Below are 22,574 nucleotides of genomic sequence, written 5' to 3' on the forward strand. Positions count from 1 at the left end.
AAAGGCGCAGGGGAACAGCAGAATCCCAGACCAGCCCACAAATACAAATCTGTCGCGCTTGAGCCAATCGTCGAGAACGTCGAATACGCCTCGATTAGCTTGCGGACGTCCCATTGCTATGGTCATCGTGCAAATCTCCAAAAAAATATGTAGATAATGATTTCAAACTCTCCCGACCTTGACCCTAGTCCTAAAAATCAACCAGAAGTAGTGACAAAATGTGAGGAGTGTTTACGTTTCTTTACTAGTTACTCATTATAGGGATTTTGCCCTGACCTGGAAACCCGCGAGATGAAATTTTTTGCGAAAGTCCAATGCTCCCCACTTCGGCAGGGGAAGATAGCTACTATATAGATAGTCAAGTAAGTTTTTGATTCACAGAATTCTATGTTTGTAATTGACATTAATTTGAAAGGCTCACCTGTGTCGCTCTCGGTGCAGCGTAAGAGTGAAGAGGATGCTAAGGCTTTGTACCAAGAAGTTTTGGCGGCGATTCGGTCGGGTTCGCCTGTCACTATTGAGCTAAGCTGTGAACAGCAGGTGGGTAAAACGTTTGGGGCTCTGGTCAGCGAAATCTCAGCAGTGCAGATGGCAGAGAAGTCGGGTACAGGAGCAGCTTCAGGAAGACCACCAGGCTTTTTTACACCTGTCATAGAGTCGGTGTAAAAGTTAAGGAACAGTAGAGAGAAAAACAGTGGCAGAGAATAGGTTAGCGATCGCTATTAAAGATGTCAGCTTCCACTGGTCACCCGAAGCTCCAATCTTGCAGGATTGCTCCTTAGAAGTGCCACAAGGTCAGTTTTGGATGCTTCTGGGCACCAATGGTAGTGGCAAATCTACGTTGCTCCGTCTCCTTATTGGGTTAATGATGCCTCAGTCTGGACAGATTGAAGTCCTCCCGCCAGTAGGTTTTGTATTTCAGAACCCCGACCATCAACTCGTTATGCCTACAGTTGGAGCCGATGTCGCGTTTGGGCTGGTAGAAGAAAAGCTATCGTTTGGACAAATTCATCAGCGAGTGGGGGAAGCCTTGAACGCAGTTAACTTACTGCATTTGCAACGCCGACCGATTTACGCATTGAGTGGTGGACAAAAGCAACGGATTGCCATTGCTGGGGCGATCGCCCGTCACTGCGAAGTTTTGTTGCTTGACGAACCTACTGCCCTCCTTGACCCGGATAGCCAGCTTGATTTAGTTGCCCAAGTGCGGCAACTGGTCAAAAACCGAGGTATGACTGCCCTTTGGGTGACCCATCGTCTTGAAGAGCTAGACTATGCCGATGGTGCCTTTTTACTAGAAAAAGGGCGCGTTGTTGATCAGGGCGATCCAGAGCGGCTGAAGCAACGCTTAATGTGGCATGGGGAAGAAGTCGCATAATGCAGGTTTACATCTTTCAACAAAGCACAGCATTATATAAGGAGATTCACTCTACTTCTCTTCATGCTGCCGTAAACCGACACTATGCCCCGCTCTCCTTCGCCTCAAGCAATTTTGCTAGTTGACGGCTACAACATGATTGGAGCCTGGGCAAGCCTGAAGAAAACGCGCGATCGTCATGGGTTAGAAGCAGCCCGGCAGGATTTGGCAACTGCGCTAATTGGCTACAGTGCGTATGAAGGATTTGATACTCAGATTGTTTTCGATGCCCAATATCAAGATCATCCGGGTAGCCGAGAAGTACTAACGGGCAGCGTTTCACTGTGCTACACCGACTACAAACAAACAGCAGATACCTATATTGAAAAAACCTGTGCTCTGTTTCGCAAAGACCTACGAAAGTTTGAGCAAAGGCTGATTGTGGCGACCTCTGACCGAGCGCAGCAGCTAACCGTTGTAGGGTATGGCGCAGAGTGGATGTCGGCACAGCGGCTCTTGGCAGAGATTGAATTAGCAGAGTTGCGCGTTAGCCGGAAGCAACGATCGGTACAGAAGAAAGGGCGATCGCCTCAGCGCTTTTTGTCCAATGCCCTTGATCCTGAGGCACGACAACGCTTGACTAAAATGCGGGAAGGAGATCAGCGGCAAGAGCGATGAGCGATCGGGCACGAAAGAAATTTTCGTAAAGCTTGCCAAAGTGATTCGTTGGTCGTTATTATTAGATTCGCTATCCTCAGTAGCTCAGTGGTAGAGCGATCGACTGTTAATCGATTGGTCGCTGGTTCGAATCCAGCCTGGGGAGTTTTTGTAAACTGAATAGTTAGTGAATCGTCAAAAACTCTTGAAATAGAGCCGCTAACTCACTGATTCGCCACTCTGCACAGCTTTACAGTGCTCCAACAGATTATGATGTGTTGGCTAGGGCACCTGTGAAGACTAGCAGAGGAGTCAACAAAGCCTTGTGAAAATTTCGGCTAATCATCCCTGGTTTCATCCCTTCATGCTGCTTATTTGGGTAGCAGTGGGGCTAATGTTGCGACTGATGCATCTTGCCGACAAGACTTTATGGACAGACGAATTCGCCACGATCGTTTTTAGTTTAGGACACACTTTTTACAGTGTGCCGCTCGATCAGATCATTACGTCTGAACAGTTGCTTCAGCCTTTGCAACCTGACTCCGTTTCTGGGATTAGAGAAGTCGTTGGCAACTTAATGAATGAAAGCAATCATCCGCCGCTTTACTTTGTCCTGACTCATTTTTGGCTAAAGTTATTCCCGACTTCTAATGAACTGGTATCGGTTTGGGCAGTGCGATCGCTCTCTGCTCTTTTCGGGGTGGCGGCAATTCCAGCCACTTACGTACTGGGCTGGGTTGCGTTTCGCTCTCGTCTTGCTGCTCAGATTTCAGCAGCACTGATGGCAGTGTCGCCCTTTGGGTTGTATTTGGCGCAAGAAGCGCGGCACTATACATTACCTGTGCTGTGGGTCATTGCCTCCCTTTGCTGTTTAATTTTTGCGGTACAGAGCATTCGCGATCGTACTTCATTGCCTTTATCTATTTGTGTTGTCTGGATCGTGATTAATGCGCTAGGGTTGGCAACTCATTTCTTTTTTGCCTTCACTTTGGCGGCAGAAGCAATGGTAATCGCAATGGCAGGACTTGTGCAAAGCTGGCGAGAACGCGGTACTTGGTACTCATCGGCTCACTGGTGGCGCATTTGGATGGTGGCAGTTGGCACAGCAGGATCGGGTCTAGTTTGGTTCCCATTTTTGAAAGATGCGCAAGACAGCGAATTAACTCGCTGGATTTTTCGAGATTTGGCGTCAGGGTGGAATTGGCTGATGCCGATCGCCCAGGCGATCGCGGGCTGGATCACAATGCTGTATCTCTTGCCCATTCAAACCTCGTCTTTTTGGCTTAACTGGGTTTCTGGCTTTTTGCTGATTGGTCTAACAATTTGGACAGTTCCTAAACTTTACTGGGGGCTAAAAACCGAGAACTTAGGGCAAGAAAAACGTCTGGCTGCTTGGACATTGGAGGGCTTTGTTAGCGCGGCAGTCCTCCTTTTCTTTGGGGTAACTTACTTTTTCAGCGCTGACCTGACTAGCGCATTTCGTTATAACTTTGTATATTTTCCAGCAGTAATTGTACTAGTGGGTATGGGGCTAGCAACGGGCTGGAATGCTGCCCATAAAATTGCTAATGTGTCAGCAACTAAAGTGCCTTATGGGTTGTTGGGGGTGCTGCGTACAGGTGGGAAAAACGGGGTTATTTTGCTCGGGCTATTAAGTTGTTTAGGAGCTTTAACAGTGGTTTCTAATTTGAGCTACCAAAAAATCCATCGTCCTGATGTGGTAGCACAAGCAATTCAGCAGCAGTCTATTCAATCTTTCCAGCAATCTAGGGTGCCCTCCACGGCACTAGTGGCGATCGCTCATCGCACCCATGGGCAAACAGGCAGAATGATGGGCATTGCCTGGAATTTACAACACTCTGCCCAACTCAATCATTTGCAACCGTTGTTCTTACTAGCCCATCAAAGCGAGCAACCGCGATCGGTCATAATTGCACTTCGCAAAGCCTTGAACCAGCTTGATACACCGTTAGACCTGTGGCTAATTAATTTTCAGGATGTTCCGACCTCATCACTTGATAACGTGCTGCAACGAAATAAATGTAGAGCCTCAGCTAAAACTCAATCGGTAGATGGGTATCGTTATCGATTGTATCAGTGTACTCAGAAGACTGAGGGCGCAAAGAAGCCTAAAAGCCAGAGCTAGGCGATCGCCCTAAGGCGCTACACTACGCGATCGCTTGCAGTCGTTTAACTAGATCCTCTGCCTTAATAACGCCTTCAATGCGATCGATCGGCTGCCCTGCCTTAAATAAAATCAAGGTTGGTAAAGAATGAATCTGATGCTGAGTCGCTAGTTCTGGGTACTTATCAGTATCGATTTTGACGATCTTGACACTCTGCCTCATTTCAGCGTTTACCTCGTCTAAAATGCCCGCCATCACTTGGCAAGGGCCACACCAAGTGGCGTAAAAGTCTACGAGAAGCAAACCATCAGTACTAGAAATCAGGTCTTGGAAGCTGGTGAACTTTTGTTTGGTTGCCATGTTTTTCAGAGGTAAAAGCTCGGTTCTTTGATGTTAATGAAAATTTTGCGATCGGTGGCTGGCAGCGCAAATGTCGTAACATAATTGAGCAATTTTTATTGAGCAATTTTTTGATGGCTCTGGGTAGTTCGTTCAAGATTTTGGCATTCAAAGTTTTCATAAAGTCTTTATTTGAGAGGAATTAAAAGTGACAGTATCAAAACGGCTAGAAGGACAAGTGGCAATTGTGACAGGCGCTTCGAGGGGAATTGGGCGGGCAGTGGCGATCGCTCTTGCTACTGAAGGGGCAAAGGTAGTAGTGAACTATGCAAAATCTAGCCAAGCCGCTGATGCTGTAGTCGCTGAGATTGAAGGAATGGGCAGTGAGGCGATCGCCTTGCAAGCCGATGTCGCTCAGACCGATCAGGTAGATGCCTTATTTAGTGCTGTTTTAGAACAATGGAGCAGAATTGATGTTTTGGTTAATAACGCTGGAATTGCCCGCGATACGCTCCTCATTCGCATGAAGCTAGAAGACTGGCAAGCGGTAATTGACCTTAACCTTACAGGCGTTTTTCTTTGCACCAAAGCTGCCAGCAAAGTCATGTTAAAGCAGCGATCGGGGCGCATTATTAACGTTACGTCAGTAGTGGGGGAGATGGGCAATGCTGGACAAGCCAACTACAGCGCTTCTAAAGCAGGCGTGATTGGCTTTACCAAAACGATCGCCAAAGAGGTTGCCAGCCGAGGCATTACAGTCAATGCTGTTGCCCCAGGTTTCATTACAACAGATATGACCGCAGACCTAAAAGTTGGAGAAGAAGTTTTGAAGATGATTCCCCTAGGACGCTACGGCGAGCCTGATGAAGTGGCAGGACTGATTCGATTCTTAGCGGCAGATGCAGCAGCAGCTTACATCACCGGGCAGGTAATTAATGTCGATGGCGGCATGGTTATGGCGTAGTTAGCCAGAGCTAGTATATTTGAAACATTAGGAGAAATGAGTGCTTCCTACGGCAGAGCAGTTATCTAGTTGTTTTGTCTTGACCTGCTGGGCTACCAGGATGTATCTACCTGTTTTCCTAGTCCGAATGGATGAACAAACAGGGAAAGTATTTTTTTTGGCAGGCGAAGAGACTGAAGTATCGATTGAACGCAATGGACTTTGGAGTTATCTATGACAAATCCAAATTTTGAGTCAATGACTCGTCGAGAATTGCGAAATTACATTCTTGAGAACCGAAATGACGATGATGCATTTCGTGCCTACATGGATAGGATTGAGGCAATACCTAGTAAGGTATGGCACCCGGCTCCTAAATCCATGGATGATCTGAGTAACTTTTCCCAGCTTCTAGAGGAACATCGGCAGCGACAGAGAGAGCAAGAAGAACAATAGAGTTCGGGTATCCCTCCACAGCAGCTTTAGCACTCGATGGCGTAGAGTGCTAAAGTCTTGTAGTGGTAGATTTGAACCGGGAACCATGGCAAAAATAGTTGTATTTAACGAAGAGTCGCGTCAGGCATTGGAACGGGGCGTAAATGCACTGGCAGATGCTGTGAAGGTCACTTTAGGGCCCAAAGGGCGAAATGTTTTGTTAGGCAGTAAGTTTGGCGCTCCGCAGATTGTTAATGATGGCAACACGATCGCTAAAGACATTGAACTCGAAGACCCGCTTGAAAATGCTGGGGCAAAGTTAATTCAAGAAGTCGCTTCTAAGACTAAAGACTTGGCAGGCGATGGCACGACCACTGCAACGGTGCTGGCTCAAGCCATGATTCGGGAAGGGCTAAAAAATGTGGCAGCCGGAACCAATCCGGTGAGCATTCGCAAAGGCATGGAAAAGGCAGTCACTCATATCGTTAAAGGTATTGGCGAGATTGCTAAGCCCGTTGAAGGGAATGCGATCGCCCAAGTTGCAGCCGTTGCCGCAGGTAGTGATACCGAAATTGGCGACATGATTGCCGAAGCAATGAACAAAGTGGGTAAGGATGGCGTGATTACGGTTGAAGAATCTAAGTCGTTCTCAACTGAGATGGAATTAGTCGAAGGGATGCAGTTCGATCGCGGCTATGTTTCTCCCTACTTTGTGACCGATCAAGAACGGATGATCTGTGAGTTAGAAAATCCGTTAATTTTGCTAGTTGATAAGAAGATCAGCAGCATTCAAGATTTGGTTCCTGTTCTTGAGAAAATTGCTCGCGAAAGCAAGCCGTTATTGATTATTGCTGAAGATCTTGAAGGTGAAGCACTGGCAACGCTCGTGGTTAATCGCTTGCGAGGTGTGTTAAACGCAGTAGCAGTCAAAGCGCCTTCGTTTGGCGAGCGTCGTAAAGCTGTGCTGCAAGACATTGCGGTGCTGACAGGTGGACAAATGATTTCTGAAGAGATTGGGTTAAGCCTGGATATCGTTACTCTAGAAATGTTGGGAACCGCTCGCAGAGTTACCATCACCAAAGACTCCACAACAATTGTTGCAGAAGCGCCAGATAAACCAGCTTTAGAAAAGCGAATTGCACAAATTCGTCGAGATTTGGCAGAGACTGACTCTGACTATGACGCAGAGAAACTGCAAGAGCGGTTAGCTAGATTAGTGGGCGGTGTTGCTGTAATTAAGGTAGGAGCCGCTACCGAAACCGAACTGAAGGATCGCAAACTGCGCCTGGAGGATGCCCTTAACGCTACTAGAGCGGCTGTGGCAGAAGGCATTGTTCCGGGTGGTGGTGTCACACTGCTTCACTTGGCTCAATCTTTGCAAGGATTGAAAGATTCGCTAAGCGGCGACGAAAAGGTTGGCGCTGATATCGTTATGAAGGCGTTAGAAGCCCCATTGCGACAAATTGCTGACAACTCTGGAGTAGAAGGTTCAGTCGTAGTCGAAAACGTCAAAGCAATGGAATTTAACTTTGGCTACAACGCCCTGACCGATACCTACGAAGACTTAGTGGCTGCGGGTATTATTGACCCAGCCAAGGTCGTTCGATCGGCGCTGCAAGATGCAGGTTCGATCGCCAGTATGGTCGTTACGACCGAAGTCCTCATTGTCGAGAAGCCTGAGCCACAGCCTGCGGGTGGCGGTGCGCCTGATATGGGCGGCATGGGCGGCATGGGCGGCATGGGTGGTATGGGTGGTATGGGTGGTATGCCCGGCATGGGCGGCATGGGCATGATGTAAGCCTGACTAGACTTCTATATTTCTCAACAAGAAGGGACGATCGCACTTAAGCGATCGTCCCTTCTTGTTGGGACAGTACAATTGATGGGTAGCGTTGTAGCGATCGATGGTTAACACTCCTGTAGCTCCAAGCCCTTCTGTTTCGGTTGATTTGCCTGAGAAACGAGTGCAGCTTTACAACATTAGTTGGCAAGCCTATGAATCAATCTTGGCTGCAATTGGCGATCGGCGATCGGCTCGGCTCAGTTATTACAGAGGTACGCTTGAAATTATGACTCCGCTGGAAAAACACGAAAATTCTAGTGACTCTATCGATCACTTTATCCAGGTTCTAACCGAGGAGGGCGATCTCAACATTAAGAGCATGGCATCTACAACGCTTAATCGAGCTGATCTTAAAGTTGGAGCAGAACCAGACAAAGGTTACTACATTGCCAATGAACCATTGGTGCGAGGCAAAATTGTTGATCTAAACGCTGATCCACCGCCCGATTTAATTGTGGAAGTCGATATGACTCACACCGATATCAACAAAAACGCACTTTATGCCGAAATGGGTGTGCCTGAGTTTTGGCGCTATAACGGACAAATTCTGACGATTTATTGTCTCAAGGGTGGCGTTTACGAGGCAGTTGAAACAAGCCCGACCTTTCCAGATGTCCCTAAAGAGCGGCTCTATCAATTTCTTCAAGATTGCGCCGAAGTGGGTGAAACCCAGGCAAAGCGAAATCTTCGAAATTGGATTAAGGAGCAGATTGCAATTTAATATTCGTAAAAAATTTGACCCGATCGCCCTTACCCATCAAGCGCGTCCCGTTAATCTAGCAACTATCATTACTAACTGATCTGGATCAACAGGTTTAGCGATATGAGCTTGGAACCCAGCCTCGATCGCCATTTGTCGCTCTTGCTCACCAGCGTAGCCAGTCAGCGCAACAGCAGGAATTTGTCCTCCAGCTTCAGCACTAAGCGATCGGACTTGTTTAATTAGAAAGTAGCCATTTTCCCCTGGCATTCCAATATCAGAGATCAGCACATTGTATCGATTAGGGTATTCGCTGAGAGCGGCGATCGCGGCTTTGGCACTAGCAACAGCCCGCACTTCTGCTCCATGCTGTTCTAGGACAAATTGAAACATCTCACGGGTATCCACCTGGTCATCAACCACTAATAGGTGTAACCCTTCTAGCGAAAGAACTGCATTACTTGAGCTAGCAATAGGCGCATCTAATGCAGTGAGTTCTGGCTCATTCTGATTCAGTGGTGCAGGTTCTTGAGGTAACGATTGCAGAGGCAGGCGTACAATCATGGTGGTTCCTTGCGCTGCACCCAAACTTTCAGCTTGAATGGTGCCGCCATGCAGTTCAATTAGCTGCCGCACGATCGCCAGCCCCAATCCTAGACCTTGACTGGCTTTTGTGCTGCTAGCATCACCTTGGCGAAAGCGATCGAAGATATAGGGCAACAAGTCTGCCTCAATCCCTTGTCCGGTGTCGCTGACTCGAATTTCTGCGTAGGTCGGCAAAGCTTCCAGAGTGATTTCGACTCGTCCACCCGATGGCGTGAATTTAATAGCGTTAGAGAGCAGATTCCATAAAACTTGCTGAAGGCGATCGCTATCCCCCAGAATAGACACCGGATTTAACGATGAAATAATTTGAATGCTTTTTGCCTGCGCCGAGAGTTGCACAATGGCGATCGCCGATTCCACTACCAATAGCAGATCGATTGGGCAAGTAGTCAGCCGCAGCTTTCCGCTGACAATGCGAGAAGTATCAAGCAAATCTTCAATAAGCTGGGATTGGGCTTTGGCGCTCTGCTCAATCACTTCTAGGGCACGAGCCTCGGCAGTGCTATCCAGCGTGCGACTACTCAGCAGCTTTGCCCAACCCATCATAGAATTCAGCGGGCTACGCAATTCGTGGGAAAGGTTTGAGAGAAACTCGTCCTTCGCTTGGTTTGCCATTTCCGCCTGTTTCCGGGCAGATTGCTCCTGCATTAAAAGTTGCGATCGCTCAGTTTCAAACTGCTTACGCTCTGTAATATCTTCGATCGACAGCAGCAGCATGAGGGAATCATTTCGTCGGAGCTTACAGGCATTGAGCAACATCGTTTTTTGCCCAATTCGCTCAAAATAATGCTCGATCTCCAGATCCTCAATCTCCACCTGATTGTCCAAAAGATCGGTCAAGCTAGAGCGCAGTTGAGGAATGTTCCACTGCCCATTGCCTAGCGCAAACAGAGAGGATTGCTCGGTTTCAGCCTTTGAAACCTGAAACGTATCGTAGAACGATCGACTGGCAGTGTTCACTCGCAGGTCAGTATCTAGAATGACTAAAGGCGTGGGTACCGTCTCGACGATCGTTTCAGCATAGTTTCGAGCCGACTCTATCGTTGCAGCACTCTGCTTGAGCGCGTTAATATCACTTAAAACAATCATCACACCGTTAATCTGGTTTTCGGTGGTGCGATAAGGGCGAATGCGAAGCGTATACCAATATCCTGCCTGAGTCTGAACTTCTTGTTCTCTGGCTTGAAGCGTCTCCATCACCTCTAAAATCCTGGCTTCCAGGTTAGGAACCTCAAGGCTAGATCGAATATCGCTAAAGGGTCGCCCAATATCTGTAGTAATCAAATTAAAAAGTTGCTGCGCTGAGGGTGTAAAGCGGCGAATTCGCAAATCGTTATCCAGTACCAAGATCGGAATATTGATACTGGCAAGAAAGTTTACCAGGTCGTTATTGACTTGCTGAAGTTCAAGATTTGAGTTACGAAGTTCTTCGTTGGTGGTGGTGAGTTCTTCGTTAGAGGATTGAATTTCTTCTTTAGCAGTTTGGAGTTCTTCATTGGTGCTTTGCAACTCCTCATTACTTGATAGAATTTCTTCGTTAGCAACTCTCAGGTCTTGGTTAAGATACTCTTGCTCCTGAATCATGGCTTGCAGATACGCTTGAGCCACTGTTTTTTCTTGCGCGGTGGTTGCAAGTGCCTGTCTTAACTGGATGTTTTCACGCTCCCAATCGCCTAATTCTGCGCCTTCAGAGAGCATGGGGCTAGAATTCTGAATGGGCAGTGCAGCCTCTTCAAACAGCACTAGAAAGTAGCGTGATTCAGCGATCGCCGACTGAATCGGAATCACTTCAAGGTTAACGACCCTAGAGCGCGCTGCTTCGCAGATACCGCTAGGGTCGCCCAATTCAACCTGAATTCCGGCTTGCCGAACTGAAATATTCTGGGTTTGGGCTTGAAAAATTGCGGTACGCAGATCCATTGATAAGCCAGCATCCACCATTGCCAACAAGTTTAGGTTGGGCGCTCCCGCTGCCAGCTTAAGGTAGGGTGTTGTGTCTCCGCGCAGTTGCAAAATCTCCATTTGGTCATTGACCACAACCCCTACAGGCGCATAACGATTGAGGATCATCTGGTCGATTTCTCGCTGTAAATTAAATCGACTTGTCGAATTGCCTAATGCTCGCGGTTGCTCGTCTTTTTTAACCATGGGATAGGGACTGGTCGTAAACGAGAAAATCGGATTTGTCGCGGTTAATTTTTTAGCATAAATCTTAGAGCGTTGCTCTACCAGCAAAAATAAATCCCCAGCCTTACCTACACTTTCGGAAGTGCCCAGCATGAGAAAACCGCCAGAGTTAAGGCTGTAGTGAAAAATGGGCATTACCCGCTTTTGCAACGGCTCTGCCAGATAAATCATCACGTTGCGACAGCTAATTAGATCGAGGTTAGAAAAGGGCGGGTCGCTGCCTAAGTTTTGGCGGGCAAAAATACACAGTTCGCGGACTGCTTTACTAATTCGGTAGCTTCCGTCTTCTAACAAAATAAAGAAACGCTGCCGTCGTTCGGGCGAAACGTCTAGCATTTGGTTTTCCAAATAAACCCCGGCTCTAGCTCTGCCGATCGCTGTCTCACTAATATCTGTGGCGAAAATTTGGATGGGTGGCGTGGTCGTTTGCTCACTCAAAAACTCTAGTAGGCAGATAGCGATCGAGTAAACTTCTTCGCCTGTCGAACATCCTGCCACCCAAATCCGAATAGGATCTGCTAATTTATTTCGGGTAATACTGGGGAAAACCCGCTCCTTCAGCGCTTGAAAAGCCTGCGGGTCACGAAAGAAACTGGTGACGTGGATCAGAATTTCTTCATACAAAGCCTGGACTTCAGCCGGATGTTCTTGAAGATATTGGGCATAATCTTCTAATCGCTCCAGTCTGTACAACAGCATCCGGCGTTGCATTCGGCGATCGATCGTATTCGGTTTATAAAGACTAAAATCAACGCCCGTTGTCCTCAGTAGTAAGGTAAAAATTGTTGCCAAGGCATCTCCTGGTTCGGGCAGTGCCTGCATGAGTTGGGGAGGACTTGGACGAGAGAGAAAGGGACTGCGGCTGAGAGTTGCCAACTCTTGGGCAATGGCTTGAGGCGGCAGGACAAAATCGACTTTTCCGGTCGCAACAGCAGTATTCGGCATACTCTCAAATTTTGCCGTGGCTTCACATTGGGCAAAGGTCACGCCTCCAGCCGCCTTGATTACCGTTAGCCCCAGTGAACCGTCTCCGTCGGCTCCCGACAACACAACCGCGATCGCCTTATTCCCGCGATCGGCGGCAAGGGAGATAAAAAATGCATCTCCTGGCATGTATTTCCCATCAGTTTTCTCACGAGGAGTCAGGCGCAAGACTCCTTTAGTTAACAGCATTTTCTTATTGGGCGGAATAATGTAGACTTCGTTCGGCTTCACCGCAATGCCTTCTACTGCTTCAGATACAGGCATTGTTGTCGTTCTGGCAAGAATCTCGGTCAACAAGCTTTTTTGTGCCGGATCTAAATGCTGAATCAGCACAAATGCCATGCCCGTGTCGATCGGCAAATGGCTAAGTAGCTGGGTAAAGGCTTCTAGTCCTCCCGCTGAAGCGGCGATCGCCACAATCGGAAAGGGTGCATCTCTAGTAGTGGCATGATCCAGGTTAAACAGATTAGTCGCGATCGGATCAGATAATTCTTCTGGAGTAGATTGGTCAGAGTTCATAGCGCCTACTCATAAACTGTGTTCACTTTAACCATGAACTCTTAGTGTTTCATTACGGGTATATGATTACAGCTTATCTTCATAAGACCTCGAATACGAGCACAACGCAAGTCTCTAAAGAGATGGTTTTCGTGATTGAAAGAACTATTTAACGCTTACTTCTAAATTATGTCTGTCTATAAACTATCAACAAAATTTAACCAGACTGAAATAAAATTCTTCTAAATGCAACACATCATTATAAATAGCTGAAAAGCGTGAATTTTTCCTCACTTCCTTTCATGCTGTCTGTATTTGTCCATAGCTCTAAAAAATTTGCGAGGAAAATTATATGCCTAGTTTTCATGGAGCTAGCGATCGCACGGGTGATGCTCAGCCCCTTGGCAGTTTTGCCCCCAGTGGAAAATTTGGTCGGATGTTTCCCACGCTTAAACCCTTTGCGCCACCTGTGGCTCGTCTGGTTGAACTCGGCAATGCCATGGTTGATCCCAATACAGAGAGCGCCGATGGCGATAACCCTAGCGTTCCCTCCGGATTTACCTACCTAGGACAATTTGTGGATCATGATCTAACGTTCGATTCGACAGCTTTACAAGGCGCGATCGTTGATCCGCTGGCACTTGTAAACTTCCGGACTCCCGCTCTAGATCTTGATAGCGTTTATGGACAAGGCCCTAGTGGACAATCCTATTTGTACGATCGCGGAGCCGTTGAAACGTTACCGGATGGCAGATTTAACTTTAAAGCACCCGATAAATTTTTGTTAGGCATCACAGATGAAACTGACGGTATTCCAGCACTACCCAATGACTTGCCGCGATCGCCCATTGGATTAGCCATCACAGGCGATCCGCGCAACGATGAAAACCTAATTGTGGCGCAAACTCATGTTGCCCTACTAAAGTTCCACAATAAAGTCGTTGATGGCTTAGCCAGTGGTAAAATTCCTCGTCTTTCTCCCATTCGCAAATCCTCATTTGAAGAAGCGCGCGACATCGTTATCTGGCATTATCAATGGATCGTTCTCAACGATTTTCTACGGCGCGTGATCAACCCTGAACCGTTAGAGAAAATTTTGCGTCACGGCAGACAGTTTTATAAGTTCACCACAGAGCCTTTTATTCCAGTAGAGTTCTCGGCGGCGGCGTATCGGTTAGGACACAGCATGATCCGCGCTAACTACAATTACAACCGTATCTTTCCCGACGCTAGCCTGGGGCTACTGTTTGCCTTTACTGCAAAGTCGGGCGATACTCTGCACGTGCCGAGTAATTGGGTTATCGACTGGCGCAGATTTTATGACATAGATATTGCCATCAAACCGCAAGCAAGCCGCAAGCTCGATCCCTTTCTTGCCGATCCGCTCAAAAACCTGCCCAAAGTTTCTCAGAAAGAACTTCCTAACGCTCCTGCCAAAACCGATGCCCTTGCCGTTCGCAACCTCATCCGAGGGCGCAGCTTGGGGCTTCCCACAGGGCAGAGCATCGCACAGTTTATGGGTCTAACGCCTCTTACTCCAGCGCAAGTTGCCACAGGTAGCGATGGCGCTGTTGCCAAAACCCTGGGCTTTGATTTGGAAACACCACTCTGGTACTACATTCTCAAAGAAGCGCAGGTTCAAGAGCAGGGCAAACGCCTTGGGAAAGTCGGCAGCCTGATTCTGGCTGAAGTATTCGTAGGCTTACTCGAAGGCGACAGCAGCTCTTTCTTGGCGCGTAACCGTACCTGGAAGCCGACCTTACCATCTCGCTCGACTGGAAACTTTAAAATGGCAGATTTGATTCGGTTTATGGGAGATATTAGTCCGATCGATGGTATCAAGGGGTAACGCAAAACGTGAACTTCTTAGGCAGTTTTACTTGATTCGCGAGTGAAACTGCCTAAGAAGTTTGAAACGGCGGTTCCTATTTATTGCCATCCCAGAGAGTATCCTAGTGGCGCTGCCGCCCTATACCGAACTAGACCCCTTAGAATGGGAGAACTACTCATCTTTTTTCCTGAGCTTATGTCAGTCTTTGCGGCGATCGCAGTTCTTGCAGTGTTGATTGTAGTCCACGAACTGGGGCACTTCCTAGCAGCGCGTCTGCAAGGTATTTATGTCAACCGCTTTTCTATTGGCTTTGGTCCTGTGCTGCTCAAGTACCAAGGGGCACAAACTGAATATGCGATTCGAGCTTTCCCCTTAGGCGGATTTGTCGGCTTTCCCGACGATGACCCGGATAGTAAAATTCCGCCCAGTGACCCTAATCTCCTGCGCAACCGTCCGGTGCTGGATCGGGCGATCGTCATTAGCGCCGGAGTCATTGCAAACTTAATCTTTGCGTACCTTGTCTTTGTCGTCCAGTTTGCCGGGGTCGGTATTCCCGAAAAATTTGACTTTCAGCCCGGTGTCATCGTTCCTGAAGTGATCACCCAAGATGCTCCTGCGGCACAAGCTGGAATTAAAGCAGGTGACATTGTTTTGGCAGTAGATGATAAGGCGCTAGGAGCTTCTGAGGCTTCTATTAAAGATTTAATGGAAGTGATTCGAGCTAATCCTAATAAACCACTAGCTTTTACGATTTTACGAGGCGAAGAAACCCTAACCCTCAACGTCACCCCCAAGGTAGCAGATGATGGCGTTGCCAAGATTGGCGTACAACTTGCCCCCAATGGCAGCATTGCCCAGTATCGCCGCCCTAAAGGCGTAGGCGAAGTTCTATCCTTGGCAGCAGATCAGTTTCAAGAAACCTTGAAAAGAACTGCTCAAGGTTTCTATACCCTGATCACAAACTTCTCGGCAGTCGCCGATCAGGTGGCAGGGCCTGTCAAGATTGTGGAGCAAGGTGCAGGAATGGTGAAAGCAAATGCCATTAGCTTATTCCCCTTCGCCGCTATTATCAGTATCAATCTTGCAATCATTAACATCTTGCCCTTACCTGCACTGGATGGCGGTCAACTGGCATTCTTGCTCATTGAAGCACTGCGTGGTAAGCCTCTGCCGATGCGGTTGCAGGAAAATGTTATGCAGACAGGCTTATTTTTGCTGTTGGGCTTGGGCGTATTTCTAATCATTCGCGATACAACCCAACTGACAGTGGTTAAACAACTTTTTCAACAGTAACTGTGCCGCGCAAACTTGCCCCTAAAAAGCAACGCGCCTTAGAAATTTTGGCGCGTCTTAAGCGGCTGTACCCTAATGCCGTTTGCTCCTTGGACTACGAAACCCCAATTCAACTCCTAGTAGCAACCATCCTTTCAGCGCAATGCACCGATGAGCGCGTCAACAAAGTTACCCCGGAACTCTTCCGCCAGTATCCAGATGCCCTTTCTCTCGCGAGCGCTGACTTGGAAGATATCGTCGCTCTAGTGCGTTCCACAGGCTTTTATCGGAACAAATCTAAAAACATTCAAGCGGCGTGTCGTATGATTGTGACGGAATTTGGGGGTGAAGTGCCGCGTACTATGGCAGAGATGATAAGACTTCCTGGAGCCGCTCGGAAAACAGCGAATGTGGTGTTGGCTCATGCCTATGGCATTAATGCGGGTGTGACGGTGGATACCCACGTGAAACGACTGTGTGGCAGGCTGGGCTTAACTGAGCATATCGACCCGATTCATATTGAACGAGATTTAATGAAGCTGTTGCCTCAGCCAGATTGGGAAAACTGGTCGATTCGCTTGATCTATCATGGGCGGGCGGTTTGCAATGCACGGAAGCCTGCTTGCGATCGCTGCGAATTATCCGATCTATGTTCTTTCTACAAAGATCCGCTAATATAGAGGACGCTGTCTAAATTCGGTTATAAGGTCATTCATGGCAAAGAAGAGCATGATTGAGCGTGAAAAAAAGCGCATCAGAACGGTCGCTAAATACGCTCAGAAACGAGAAGCATTGTTAGAAGAGTTTTCCAAGGCACCAACTCAGCAAGAGCGGGTCGAAATTCATCGCAAAATTCAACAGCTACCCCGCAATAGTGCTCAAACACGAGTGCGTAACCGTTGCTGGATGACGGGTCGCCCTAGAGGGTATTACCGTGATTTTGGGCTGTCTCGCCACGTTTTTCGGGAAATGGCGCATCAGGGTTTGTTGCCCGGTGTCGTGAAGTCGAGCTGGTAGGACGCTTCAGTTTTGGGTTAGCCATGATGAGTCAGTTTAAGAATGCGATTGCTCTCTGGTCTGTCAAGTATCAGGGAGCAATTTCTTTATATTTGACTGCTACTAATTAAGATAGGGCTTACGCATTGACAGAGCAACAAGATGTGCAGTGTGTAAAAATTAGTGTCAGGATCTCCGTTTACGGGCAAGTTTTAGGGAATCTTTGGACAGGAAATTCAGCCTGAAACCACTGCGCGTAAGTCCTATGGTAGGTAGATATAAGTTTCAGCAGCATCATCAAACTGGATATTGACTGGCTTTGGCGAAGTCACCCATGGTGCAGTAGGTAGCTTTAAGAGCATTAGTTGTCTGCTTTTCAAGCGAACTGTTTTGCATGGAGTGAGCGATCGCCAAGCGGGTTTCGTAACATTCAAGCGCTTCTCCATTGCGTCCTAAGTCTGTGTAAAGTATTCCGAGGTTTTCCAGCGTTTGGGCAGCAGTCTCGTAGTCTTGAAGTTCTAACACGATCGCTAACTGTTCCTGGTGGTAGGAAATTGCTTTATTAAAGTCGCCTAAACTGTGGCAAGCACTCGCCAAATTTTTCAAGATTTGGATTTCAGATTGCCGACCTGCAATCTGACGAATCAACGACAGGAGCAGTTCGTAGCAGCGGACTGTTTCAGCGTAATTTGACATGGCATGATGAGCATTGCCTAAGTTGCGCAACACTTGAGCCTCGGCTTGCAAATCGGGGAGTTCTCTGGCAATGATGAGGCTTTGGTGATAGTAAGAAATTGCCTGTTCACAGTTGCCCATCGCTTTGTGTAGCATTCCTAAGTTGCTGAGTGCTGCTAATTCGCCCCGGCGATCGGCAATGTCTTGAGCAATAACCAGGCTTTGCTGCTTAAATTCGATCGCCCTGGCAAAGTCCTCTAAATGTCGATAAGCATTGCCCAAGTTGCCTAACGCTTGTCGCTCGGTCATGCGATCTTGAATGTGACGGGCAATTCCCAAACTTTGGTGTGAGCAAGCGATCGACTCTGGATAGTTGCCAACCATATAGTAAACAAGCCCCATGCCGCCCAGCGCTTTACCTTGACCCTGCCAGTCTTTAGACGTGCGACAAATGACTAAAGCCTGTTGAAATGTTTTCAGGGATGCTTGAAAGAATTGGAGTTGATATTGCTCGATCGCTTTTTCTATCAAGCAATCGGCTTCAGAGGATGTCTGAGAAGTATCAAAGATTCTTACACTCGCCCCCCAACCCCCCATTTTGGGGGACTTCCGAGCCACTCCTTCTTCAAAGTCCCCCAAAATGGGGGATTTAGGGGGCAGATTGGATAGCAACCTAGACTTCTCAGACAACCTCTTAGCTTTACGAATATCAGTGAACGTATTTCTAGATGCTTGATTTTCCCAAACTCGTTCGCAAGGGGGAACGAATGTCCCAAACTTGTCATCTATTGGTTTAGCCATCGTTTGACTCTTTCAATTCTTGAGGAGTTTTTAAGTGTTTTACCGCATGTGCGATTTGCTACTTGATATAAGTACAAACATTTTTTAGCGATCGCCTTTAGGCTCAACCCTACTAAAATCTTCCAACGCATAAATTTTCTTAAACTTAATTCAATCTAGTTTTACTTAAGGGAGTTGCAATTAAATAACGCCCCGAACCGCCCCCTAAATCCCCCATTCTGGGAGACTTTGAAAGGTTCGGAAGTCCCCCAGAATGGGGGATTTAGGGGGCTGAAAAGTCAATGCATTTCACTCGTGTTTTATTTTCACGCAACTCCTTAAGGCTGCCAACAGTAAAGAATTCTCGATTCAGCACAACTTAATACACAATGCCATAAAGAAACGTTAAAGACCTAGAGTATATGTATCATTCTTGGTATTAAACTTTACAAAAAAGTTTCTATATCAGCAGTAGAAACACTGTCCCTTCTCCGTAAATTCCACCTCGCATTTTTCTCTTGCTACTGTTAAATTGCGCTTTTCCTTGATCTCTACTGTCAACTACTGTCAACTGCTTTGATTTCCAAGTGCTAGGCTGAAACAACTTCCCATTTCTGCTTTGCCTGTGACCTCTGCTTTTGCCGCCGAACATCTTTTATTTACGCCCGCTGTCCCTAGTGAATCGGCGATCGCGACTATCTTTGCTTTTCCCAATGAATACACCGTCGGGATCACTAGCTTGGGTTATCAAATTGTTTGGGCAACGTTAGCCTCTCGGACAGATGTTCAGGTCAGCCGCTTATTTACTGATATCCACGAGCCGTTGCCGCTGCGACCCGAACTCGTGGGCTTCTCTTTTTCCTGGGAGTTAGATTACGTCAATATCTTGAGCTTATTAGAACGGCTCGAAATTCCGGTTCGGGCTATGGCTCGAAGCGACGACCATCCGTTAGTGTTTGGCGGCGGCTCGGTACTCACTGCCAATCCTGAGCCGTTAGCAGATTTCTTCGATGTGATTTTGCTGGGAGATGGTGAGACGCTACTCGAAGATTTTATTAACGCTTTCCAACAGGTTCGTCATGCCGATCGCTCGACCCAATTACGCCACTTAGCTCAGGTTCCAGGTATTTATGTCCCTAGCCTCTATGCAGTGACTTACGAAAGCACAGAGGGCAATATTTCTGCAATTGAGGCGATCGCTGGAATTCCGGCTCAGGTACAGAGACAAACCTACCGCAGCAATATCCTGTCAGCTTCGACCGTCGTGACCGAGAAAGCAGCGTGGGAAAGCATTTTTATGGTGGAAGTGGTGCGAAGCTGTCCAGAAATGTGTCGGTTCTGCCTTGCCAGCTACCTCACCTTGCCGTTTCGAGTTGCTAGCTTAGAAGGCTCGTTGATTCCGGCGATCGCTCGTGGATTAAAAGTAACCAATCGTCTGGGGTTACTGGGCGCTTCAGTCACGCAGCATCCAGAATTTGAAACACTGTTAGACCACTTAAATCAGCCTCAGTACGACGATGTTCGCCTCAGCTTGGCATCGGTGCGTACCAATACAGTTACTGAGAAATTGGCGCAGACGCTCGTGAAGCACCAGAGTCGCTCAATTACGATCGCGGTGGAGAGTGGCAGCGATCGCCTTCGCCAAATTGTCAACAAAAAGTTAACTAACGACGAGATTACCCAAGCCGCTATCAATACCAAAGCGGGCGGACTCAGCGCTCTCAAGCTTTATGGCATGGTTGGTATTCCTGGCGAAGAATGGGACGACCTGGAGCAAACGGTAATAATGATGCGTAACCTTAAAAAAGCTGCTCCTGGGCTACGGCTAACTCTAGGATGCAGCACCTTTGTCCCCAAAGCCCATACGCCGTTTCAATGGTTTGGGGTTAGCCCAGAAGCCGAAAAGCGGCTAAAGTTTTTGCAAAAGCAATTACGCCCCCAAGGTATTGATTTTCGTCCAGAAAGCTATAACTGGTCAGTGATTCAGGCGTTGATTTCTAGAGGCGATCGTCGTCTTTCCCATTTGTTAGAACAGGTGCGGCATTACGGAGACACCCTCGGTAGCTATCGTCGTGCCTTCAAGGAGCTACGAGGAACTTTGCCAGAGTTAGACTTTTATGTTCATGCCGATTGGTCAACCGATCAGATTCTTCCTTGGAGCCATCTTCAAGGAACGCTGCCCCAAGCGACTCTAGTAAAACATCGAGATGCTGCTCTTGCTATTCCTGCATAAGCTACTGCCACAGATGCCTTTGAGCGTTCGGAGGGCTTTGGAACTATTTGTCCACCTTCTAGTCTTAGAGGGCAGTGCTAAACAAAAACTATCATTTAGAGCAAAATGTAGAGGCTTGCCTAATGTAACAATTCGTGTGAATCTAGGTTCGACCGAATCATTTTGGGAGGTTAAATGATCGGCAAGTCTTGCAGAGTTGTACTGAAGTCGCAGGTTAGATCGGGTAGATGAATGTGTAAATGTTGCGCGCTGCTTTGCGGAGATCGCAAGGGTCGCCAGTTTGTTAAGTTTTAGAGCGATCGGGCAGCCATTCACCTCCGAACAAAGAATTTTCAAGCCCATGTAGTTTTCAGGAGCCCATATGAAATCATTGATCCGCTGGGGTGCAGCCTTGAGTTTAGTCGGAGGCATTTTGCTTAATCCCCTATCTATTGGAGGTAACCTGCGCGTGTTGGCGTTAACCAATGAGCAGGTCGTGGAGCGCTTGCAACCCGTTCCTGTCTTCACCTTTTTAGATAGTGAGCGCAATTTCTTGGTCACTCGTCCCGCCAATGCCACAGCCGAAACGCTGCCTGTAGTCTACATGTTTATTAGCCAACAGGCTGCTCAAGCTTTTCTGACCGAACTGAAGCAAAAAAGCCCTGAACAAGCCAATGGCTTTCAGGTAACGCCAGTACCTCTATCGTTGGCGTACCAAATGGCGCGGCGTGATCAAGCCCAAGAAAACCCTGTCCAAGTTGCTTTTATTGGCGTTCAGCAGCAAGTAGAAGCGGCAAGAACCCTCATTCAAGAGAGCGGCGGCAATGCTGAACAATTTAGAGGAGTGCCGCTCTTTATCGCAAAATCAAGCGATGAAGAAGGTGTCTATTTGACGCGCCGTTTCAACAACCAAGAAGTCATTCCTGTCTATTTCAGCCGAGAAGATGTTCAAACCATGATTGACCAATTGCGTCAAACGCAACCTGAGCTAGCCGCTAAAGTGACGATTCAAGTGCTGAGCTTGGAAGGGTTGATTCAAAACCTACAAAGTAGCGACAATGCGGCTCTTAACCAAATCTTCCTGATGCCCACTCAAGAAACGCTCACCTTTATTCGATCGCTCCAACCTGCTGCGGGTCAGCCGCCTGCCGCGGGTCAGCCTGCTCAAGGTCAGCGACCCAATACCCCTGCCAACCCTAATCGCCGCAATCCTGCTGCCCGTCCGGCTCCAGCGCCTCAGGCACAGCCTTAGGTAGCTCGTCTACCACAGTAGAGTTTAGGTTTAAGGGGTCAGAGTTTTGTAGAAATTCTGACCCTTTTTGCGGGGTTTTTACCTTGTCAAACCGAGAGACGGCTGGGCAATCCTGGATATACCACCGCCAAGGAATATCTGCGCCTTGCGTCAAGCCAATTCGAGTGGTTTGAACAAACTGAATGACTTGGCGATCGTATTCCTGCTGAAAGTTTTTAGTCCGATGCTCCAGCCATAGAGCGGAGTTGGGTTGAAAGGGCTGTGCCGTCAGGCTTAAATCAATCTTTAATGCTCGACAAAGTTTTCCAGGGCCTGCTGCCACTAGATAAGGTTTTTTAATGGGTTGGGGAGTAATCCAATCGGGTATTGCTTCTAATTGCAGTGCCCGAATCAAAACGGCGCTAGGCACCCCCTCTAGGTCAGTCACCACATTTAAACAGTGATACATGCCGTAAATCAAATACACATAGCTCATTCCGGCTGCCCCAAACATGACTCTATTTCGGACAGTTTGACGCCGATAAGCATGGCAGGCTGGGTCGCCAGGAGCATAAGCCTCTGTTTCTACAATCAACCCCCGAAAGATCTGTCCATCAGGAAATTGGCGCACCAGAGTACAGCCCAGTAGGTCGGGGGCGACTTCTGGAGAAGGACGAGAAAGCCAGCTTGGAGCAATATTTTTAGCAGTCAATCGTCTCAAAGTTTCTGGGATTCTAAAGATTGTTAGTCAACAGATTCAAATTCTGACATTTTCAGGTCACAATCTAGACTGCATCAACTAACGGATGTTTGATATCAGCATTTTCTACAAGGTAAGACTTTAACAACCTATGGATGTCAAAACTATTTTGCTTGGACTAACCCCTGTTTTTATTATTGCC

General features: G+C 47.7%; 19 protein-coding genes and 1 tRNA gene. 15 read left to right on the plus strand and 5 right to left on the minus strand.

The window, feature by feature from the left end:
- Positions 1-126, minus strand: a 126-nt coding sequence (locus tag KME11_16590; GenBank protein MBW4516830.1) for a photosystem II D2 protein (photosystem q(a) protein), incomplete at its 3' end; no start/stop codon positions are given.
- 261 nt (positions 127-387) lie between these two features.
- Here KME11_16590 and KME11_16595 point away from each other — a divergent pair.
- The 5 genes from KME11_16595 to KME11_16615 all read left to right on the plus strand — a co-directional run bounded on the left by KME11_16595 (position 388) and on the right by KME11_16615 (position 4,160).
- A complete protein-coding gene (locus KME11_16595; protein MBW4516831.1) occupies positions 388-666 on the plus strand; it encodes a hypothetical protein in 279 nt (92 codons plus the stop codon).
- A gap of 28 nt (positions 667-694) precedes the next feature.
- Positions 695-1,378 carry an energy-coupling factor ABC transporter ATP-binding protein gene (locus tag KME11_16600; GenBank protein ID MBW4516832.1) on the plus strand — a complete coding sequence of 228 codons (684 nt, stop codon included), beginning with the start codon at positions 695-697 and terminating at the stop codon, positions 1,376-1,378.
- An 84-nt stretch (positions 1,379-1,462) separates the two neighbouring features.
- Complete coding sequence (locus KME11_16605) at positions 1,463-2,035, plus strand: NYN domain-containing protein (GenBank protein ID MBW4516833.1); 573 nt, start codon at positions 1,463-1,465, stop codon at positions 2,033-2,035.
- Positions 2,036-2,108: 73 nt separating this feature from the next.
- Positions 2,109-2,180, plus strand: a tRNA-Asn gene (locus KME11_16610).
- Between the two features lie 159 nt (positions 2,181-2,339).
- Positions 2,340-4,160, plus strand: coding sequence for a glycosyltransferase family 39 protein (locus KME11_16615; protein ID MBW4516834.1), 1,821 nt, complete (start codon positions 2,340-2,342; stop codon positions 4,158-4,160).
- Between the two features lie 22 nt (positions 4,161-4,182).
- On the opposite strand, the gene trxA is transcribed toward KME11_16615, so the two are convergent.
- Entirely contained in the window at positions 4,183-4,500 is a 318-nt protein-coding gene (gene trxA, locus KME11_16620) for a thioredoxin (GenBank protein MBW4516835.1), read from the minus strand.
- Between the two features lie 187 nt (positions 4,501-4,687).
- On the opposite strand from trxA, the gene fabG reads away from it, so the two are divergent.
- The 4 genes from fabG to KME11_16640 all read left to right on the plus strand — a co-directional run bounded on the left by fabG (position 4,688) and on the right by KME11_16640 (position 8,421).
- The gene (fabG, locus tag KME11_16625) at positions 4,688-5,443 is read left to right on the plus strand and encodes a 3-oxoacyl-[acyl-carrier-protein] reductase (protein MBW4516836.1); all 756 of its coding nucleotides are present in this window, start codon (positions 4,688-4,690) and stop codon (positions 5,441-5,443) included.
- Positions 5,444-5,656: 213 nt separating this feature from the next.
- Complete coding sequence (locus KME11_16630) at positions 5,657-5,878, plus strand: hypothetical protein (protein MBW4516837.1); 222 nt, start codon at positions 5,657-5,659, stop codon at positions 5,876-5,878.
- 85 nt (positions 5,879-5,963) lie between these two features.
- On the plus strand, positions 5,964-7,655 hold the full coding sequence (groL, locus tag KME11_16635; protein ID MBW4516838.1) for a chaperonin GroEL: 1,692 nt from the start codon (positions 5,964-5,966) through the stop codon (positions 7,653-7,655).
- A gap of 106 nt (positions 7,656-7,761) precedes the next feature.
- Entirely contained in the window at positions 7,762-8,421 is a 660-nt protein-coding gene (locus KME11_16640) for a Uma2 family endonuclease (GenBank protein MBW4516839.1), read from the plus strand.
- Between the two features lie 36 nt (positions 8,422-8,457).
- On the opposite strand, the gene KME11_16645 is transcribed toward KME11_16640, so the two are convergent.
- The gene (locus KME11_16645; GenBank protein MBW4516840.1) at positions 8,458-12,696 is read right to left on the minus strand and encodes a PAS domain-containing protein; all 4,239 of its coding nucleotides are present in this window, start codon (positions 12,694-12,696) and stop codon (positions 8,458-8,460) included.
- Between the two features lie 331 nt (positions 12,697-13,027).
- Between KME11_16645 and KME11_16650 the strand changes: the two genes are divergently transcribed.
- The 4 genes from KME11_16650 (at position 13,028) to rpsN (ending at position 16,795) form a co-directional block, all read left to right on the plus strand.
- Positions 13,028-14,524 carry a hypothetical protein gene (locus KME11_16650; protein MBW4516841.1) on the plus strand — a complete coding sequence of 499 codons (1,497 nt, stop codon included), beginning with the start codon at positions 13,028-13,030 and terminating at the stop codon, positions 14,522-14,524.
- 177 nt (positions 14,525-14,701) lie between these two features.
- Positions 14,702-15,799 carry an RIP metalloprotease RseP gene (gene rseP, locus KME11_16655; protein MBW4516842.1) on the plus strand — a complete coding sequence of 366 codons (1,098 nt, stop codon included), beginning with the start codon at positions 14,702-14,704 and terminating at the stop codon, positions 15,797-15,799.
- A 2-nt stretch (positions 15,800-15,801) separates the two neighbouring features.
- Positions 15,802-16,458 (plus strand): endonuclease III, encoded by a 657-nt coding sequence (gene nth, locus KME11_16660; GenBank protein MBW4516843.1) that lies wholly within the window; start codon positions 15,802-15,804, stop codon positions 16,456-16,458.
- A gap of 34 nt (positions 16,459-16,492) precedes the next feature.
- Entirely contained in the window at positions 16,493-16,795 is a 303-nt protein-coding gene (gene rpsN / locus KME11_16665) for a 30S ribosomal protein S14 (protein MBW4516844.1), read from the plus strand.
- 276 nt (positions 16,796-17,071) lie between these two features.
- Here rpsN and KME11_16670 read toward each other — a convergent pair whose 3' ends face one another.
- Positions 17,072-18,250: a tetratricopeptide repeat protein gene (locus KME11_16670; protein MBW4516845.1), complete on the minus strand. Its 1,179-nt coding sequence runs from the start codon at positions 18,248-18,250 to the stop codon at positions 17,072-17,074.
- A 604-nt stretch (positions 18,251-18,854) separates the two neighbouring features.
- On the opposite strand from KME11_16670, the gene KME11_16675 reads away from it, so the two are divergent.
- Both KME11_16675 and KME11_16680 read left to right on the plus strand, forming a co-directional pair.
- A complete protein-coding gene (locus KME11_16675; protein ID MBW4516846.1) occupies positions 18,855-20,462 on the plus strand; it encodes a B12-binding domain-containing radical SAM protein in 1,608 nt (535 codons plus the stop codon).
- A gap of 361 nt (positions 20,463-20,823) precedes the next feature.
- Positions 20,824-21,693, plus strand: coding sequence for a hypothetical protein (locus KME11_16680; protein MBW4516847.1), 870 nt, complete (start codon positions 20,824-20,826; stop codon positions 21,691-21,693).
- Here KME11_16680 and KME11_16685 read toward each other — a convergent pair.
- Positions 21,638-22,369 carry a DNA-3-methyladenine glycosylase gene (locus KME11_16685; protein ID MBW4516848.1) on the minus strand — a complete coding sequence of 244 codons (732 nt, stop codon included), beginning with the start codon at positions 22,367-22,369 and terminating at the stop codon, positions 21,638-21,640. The genes KME11_16680 and KME11_16685 overlap by 56 nt on opposite strands.
- Positions 22,370-22,574 lie beyond the last annotated feature (205 nt).

Origin of the sequence: Timaviella obliquedivisa GSE-PSE-MK23-08B (genome assembly GCA_019358855.1) — a bacterium.
GTDB lineage: Bacteria > Cyanobacteriota > Cyanobacteriia > Elainellales > Elainellaceae > Timaviella > Timaviella obliquedivisa.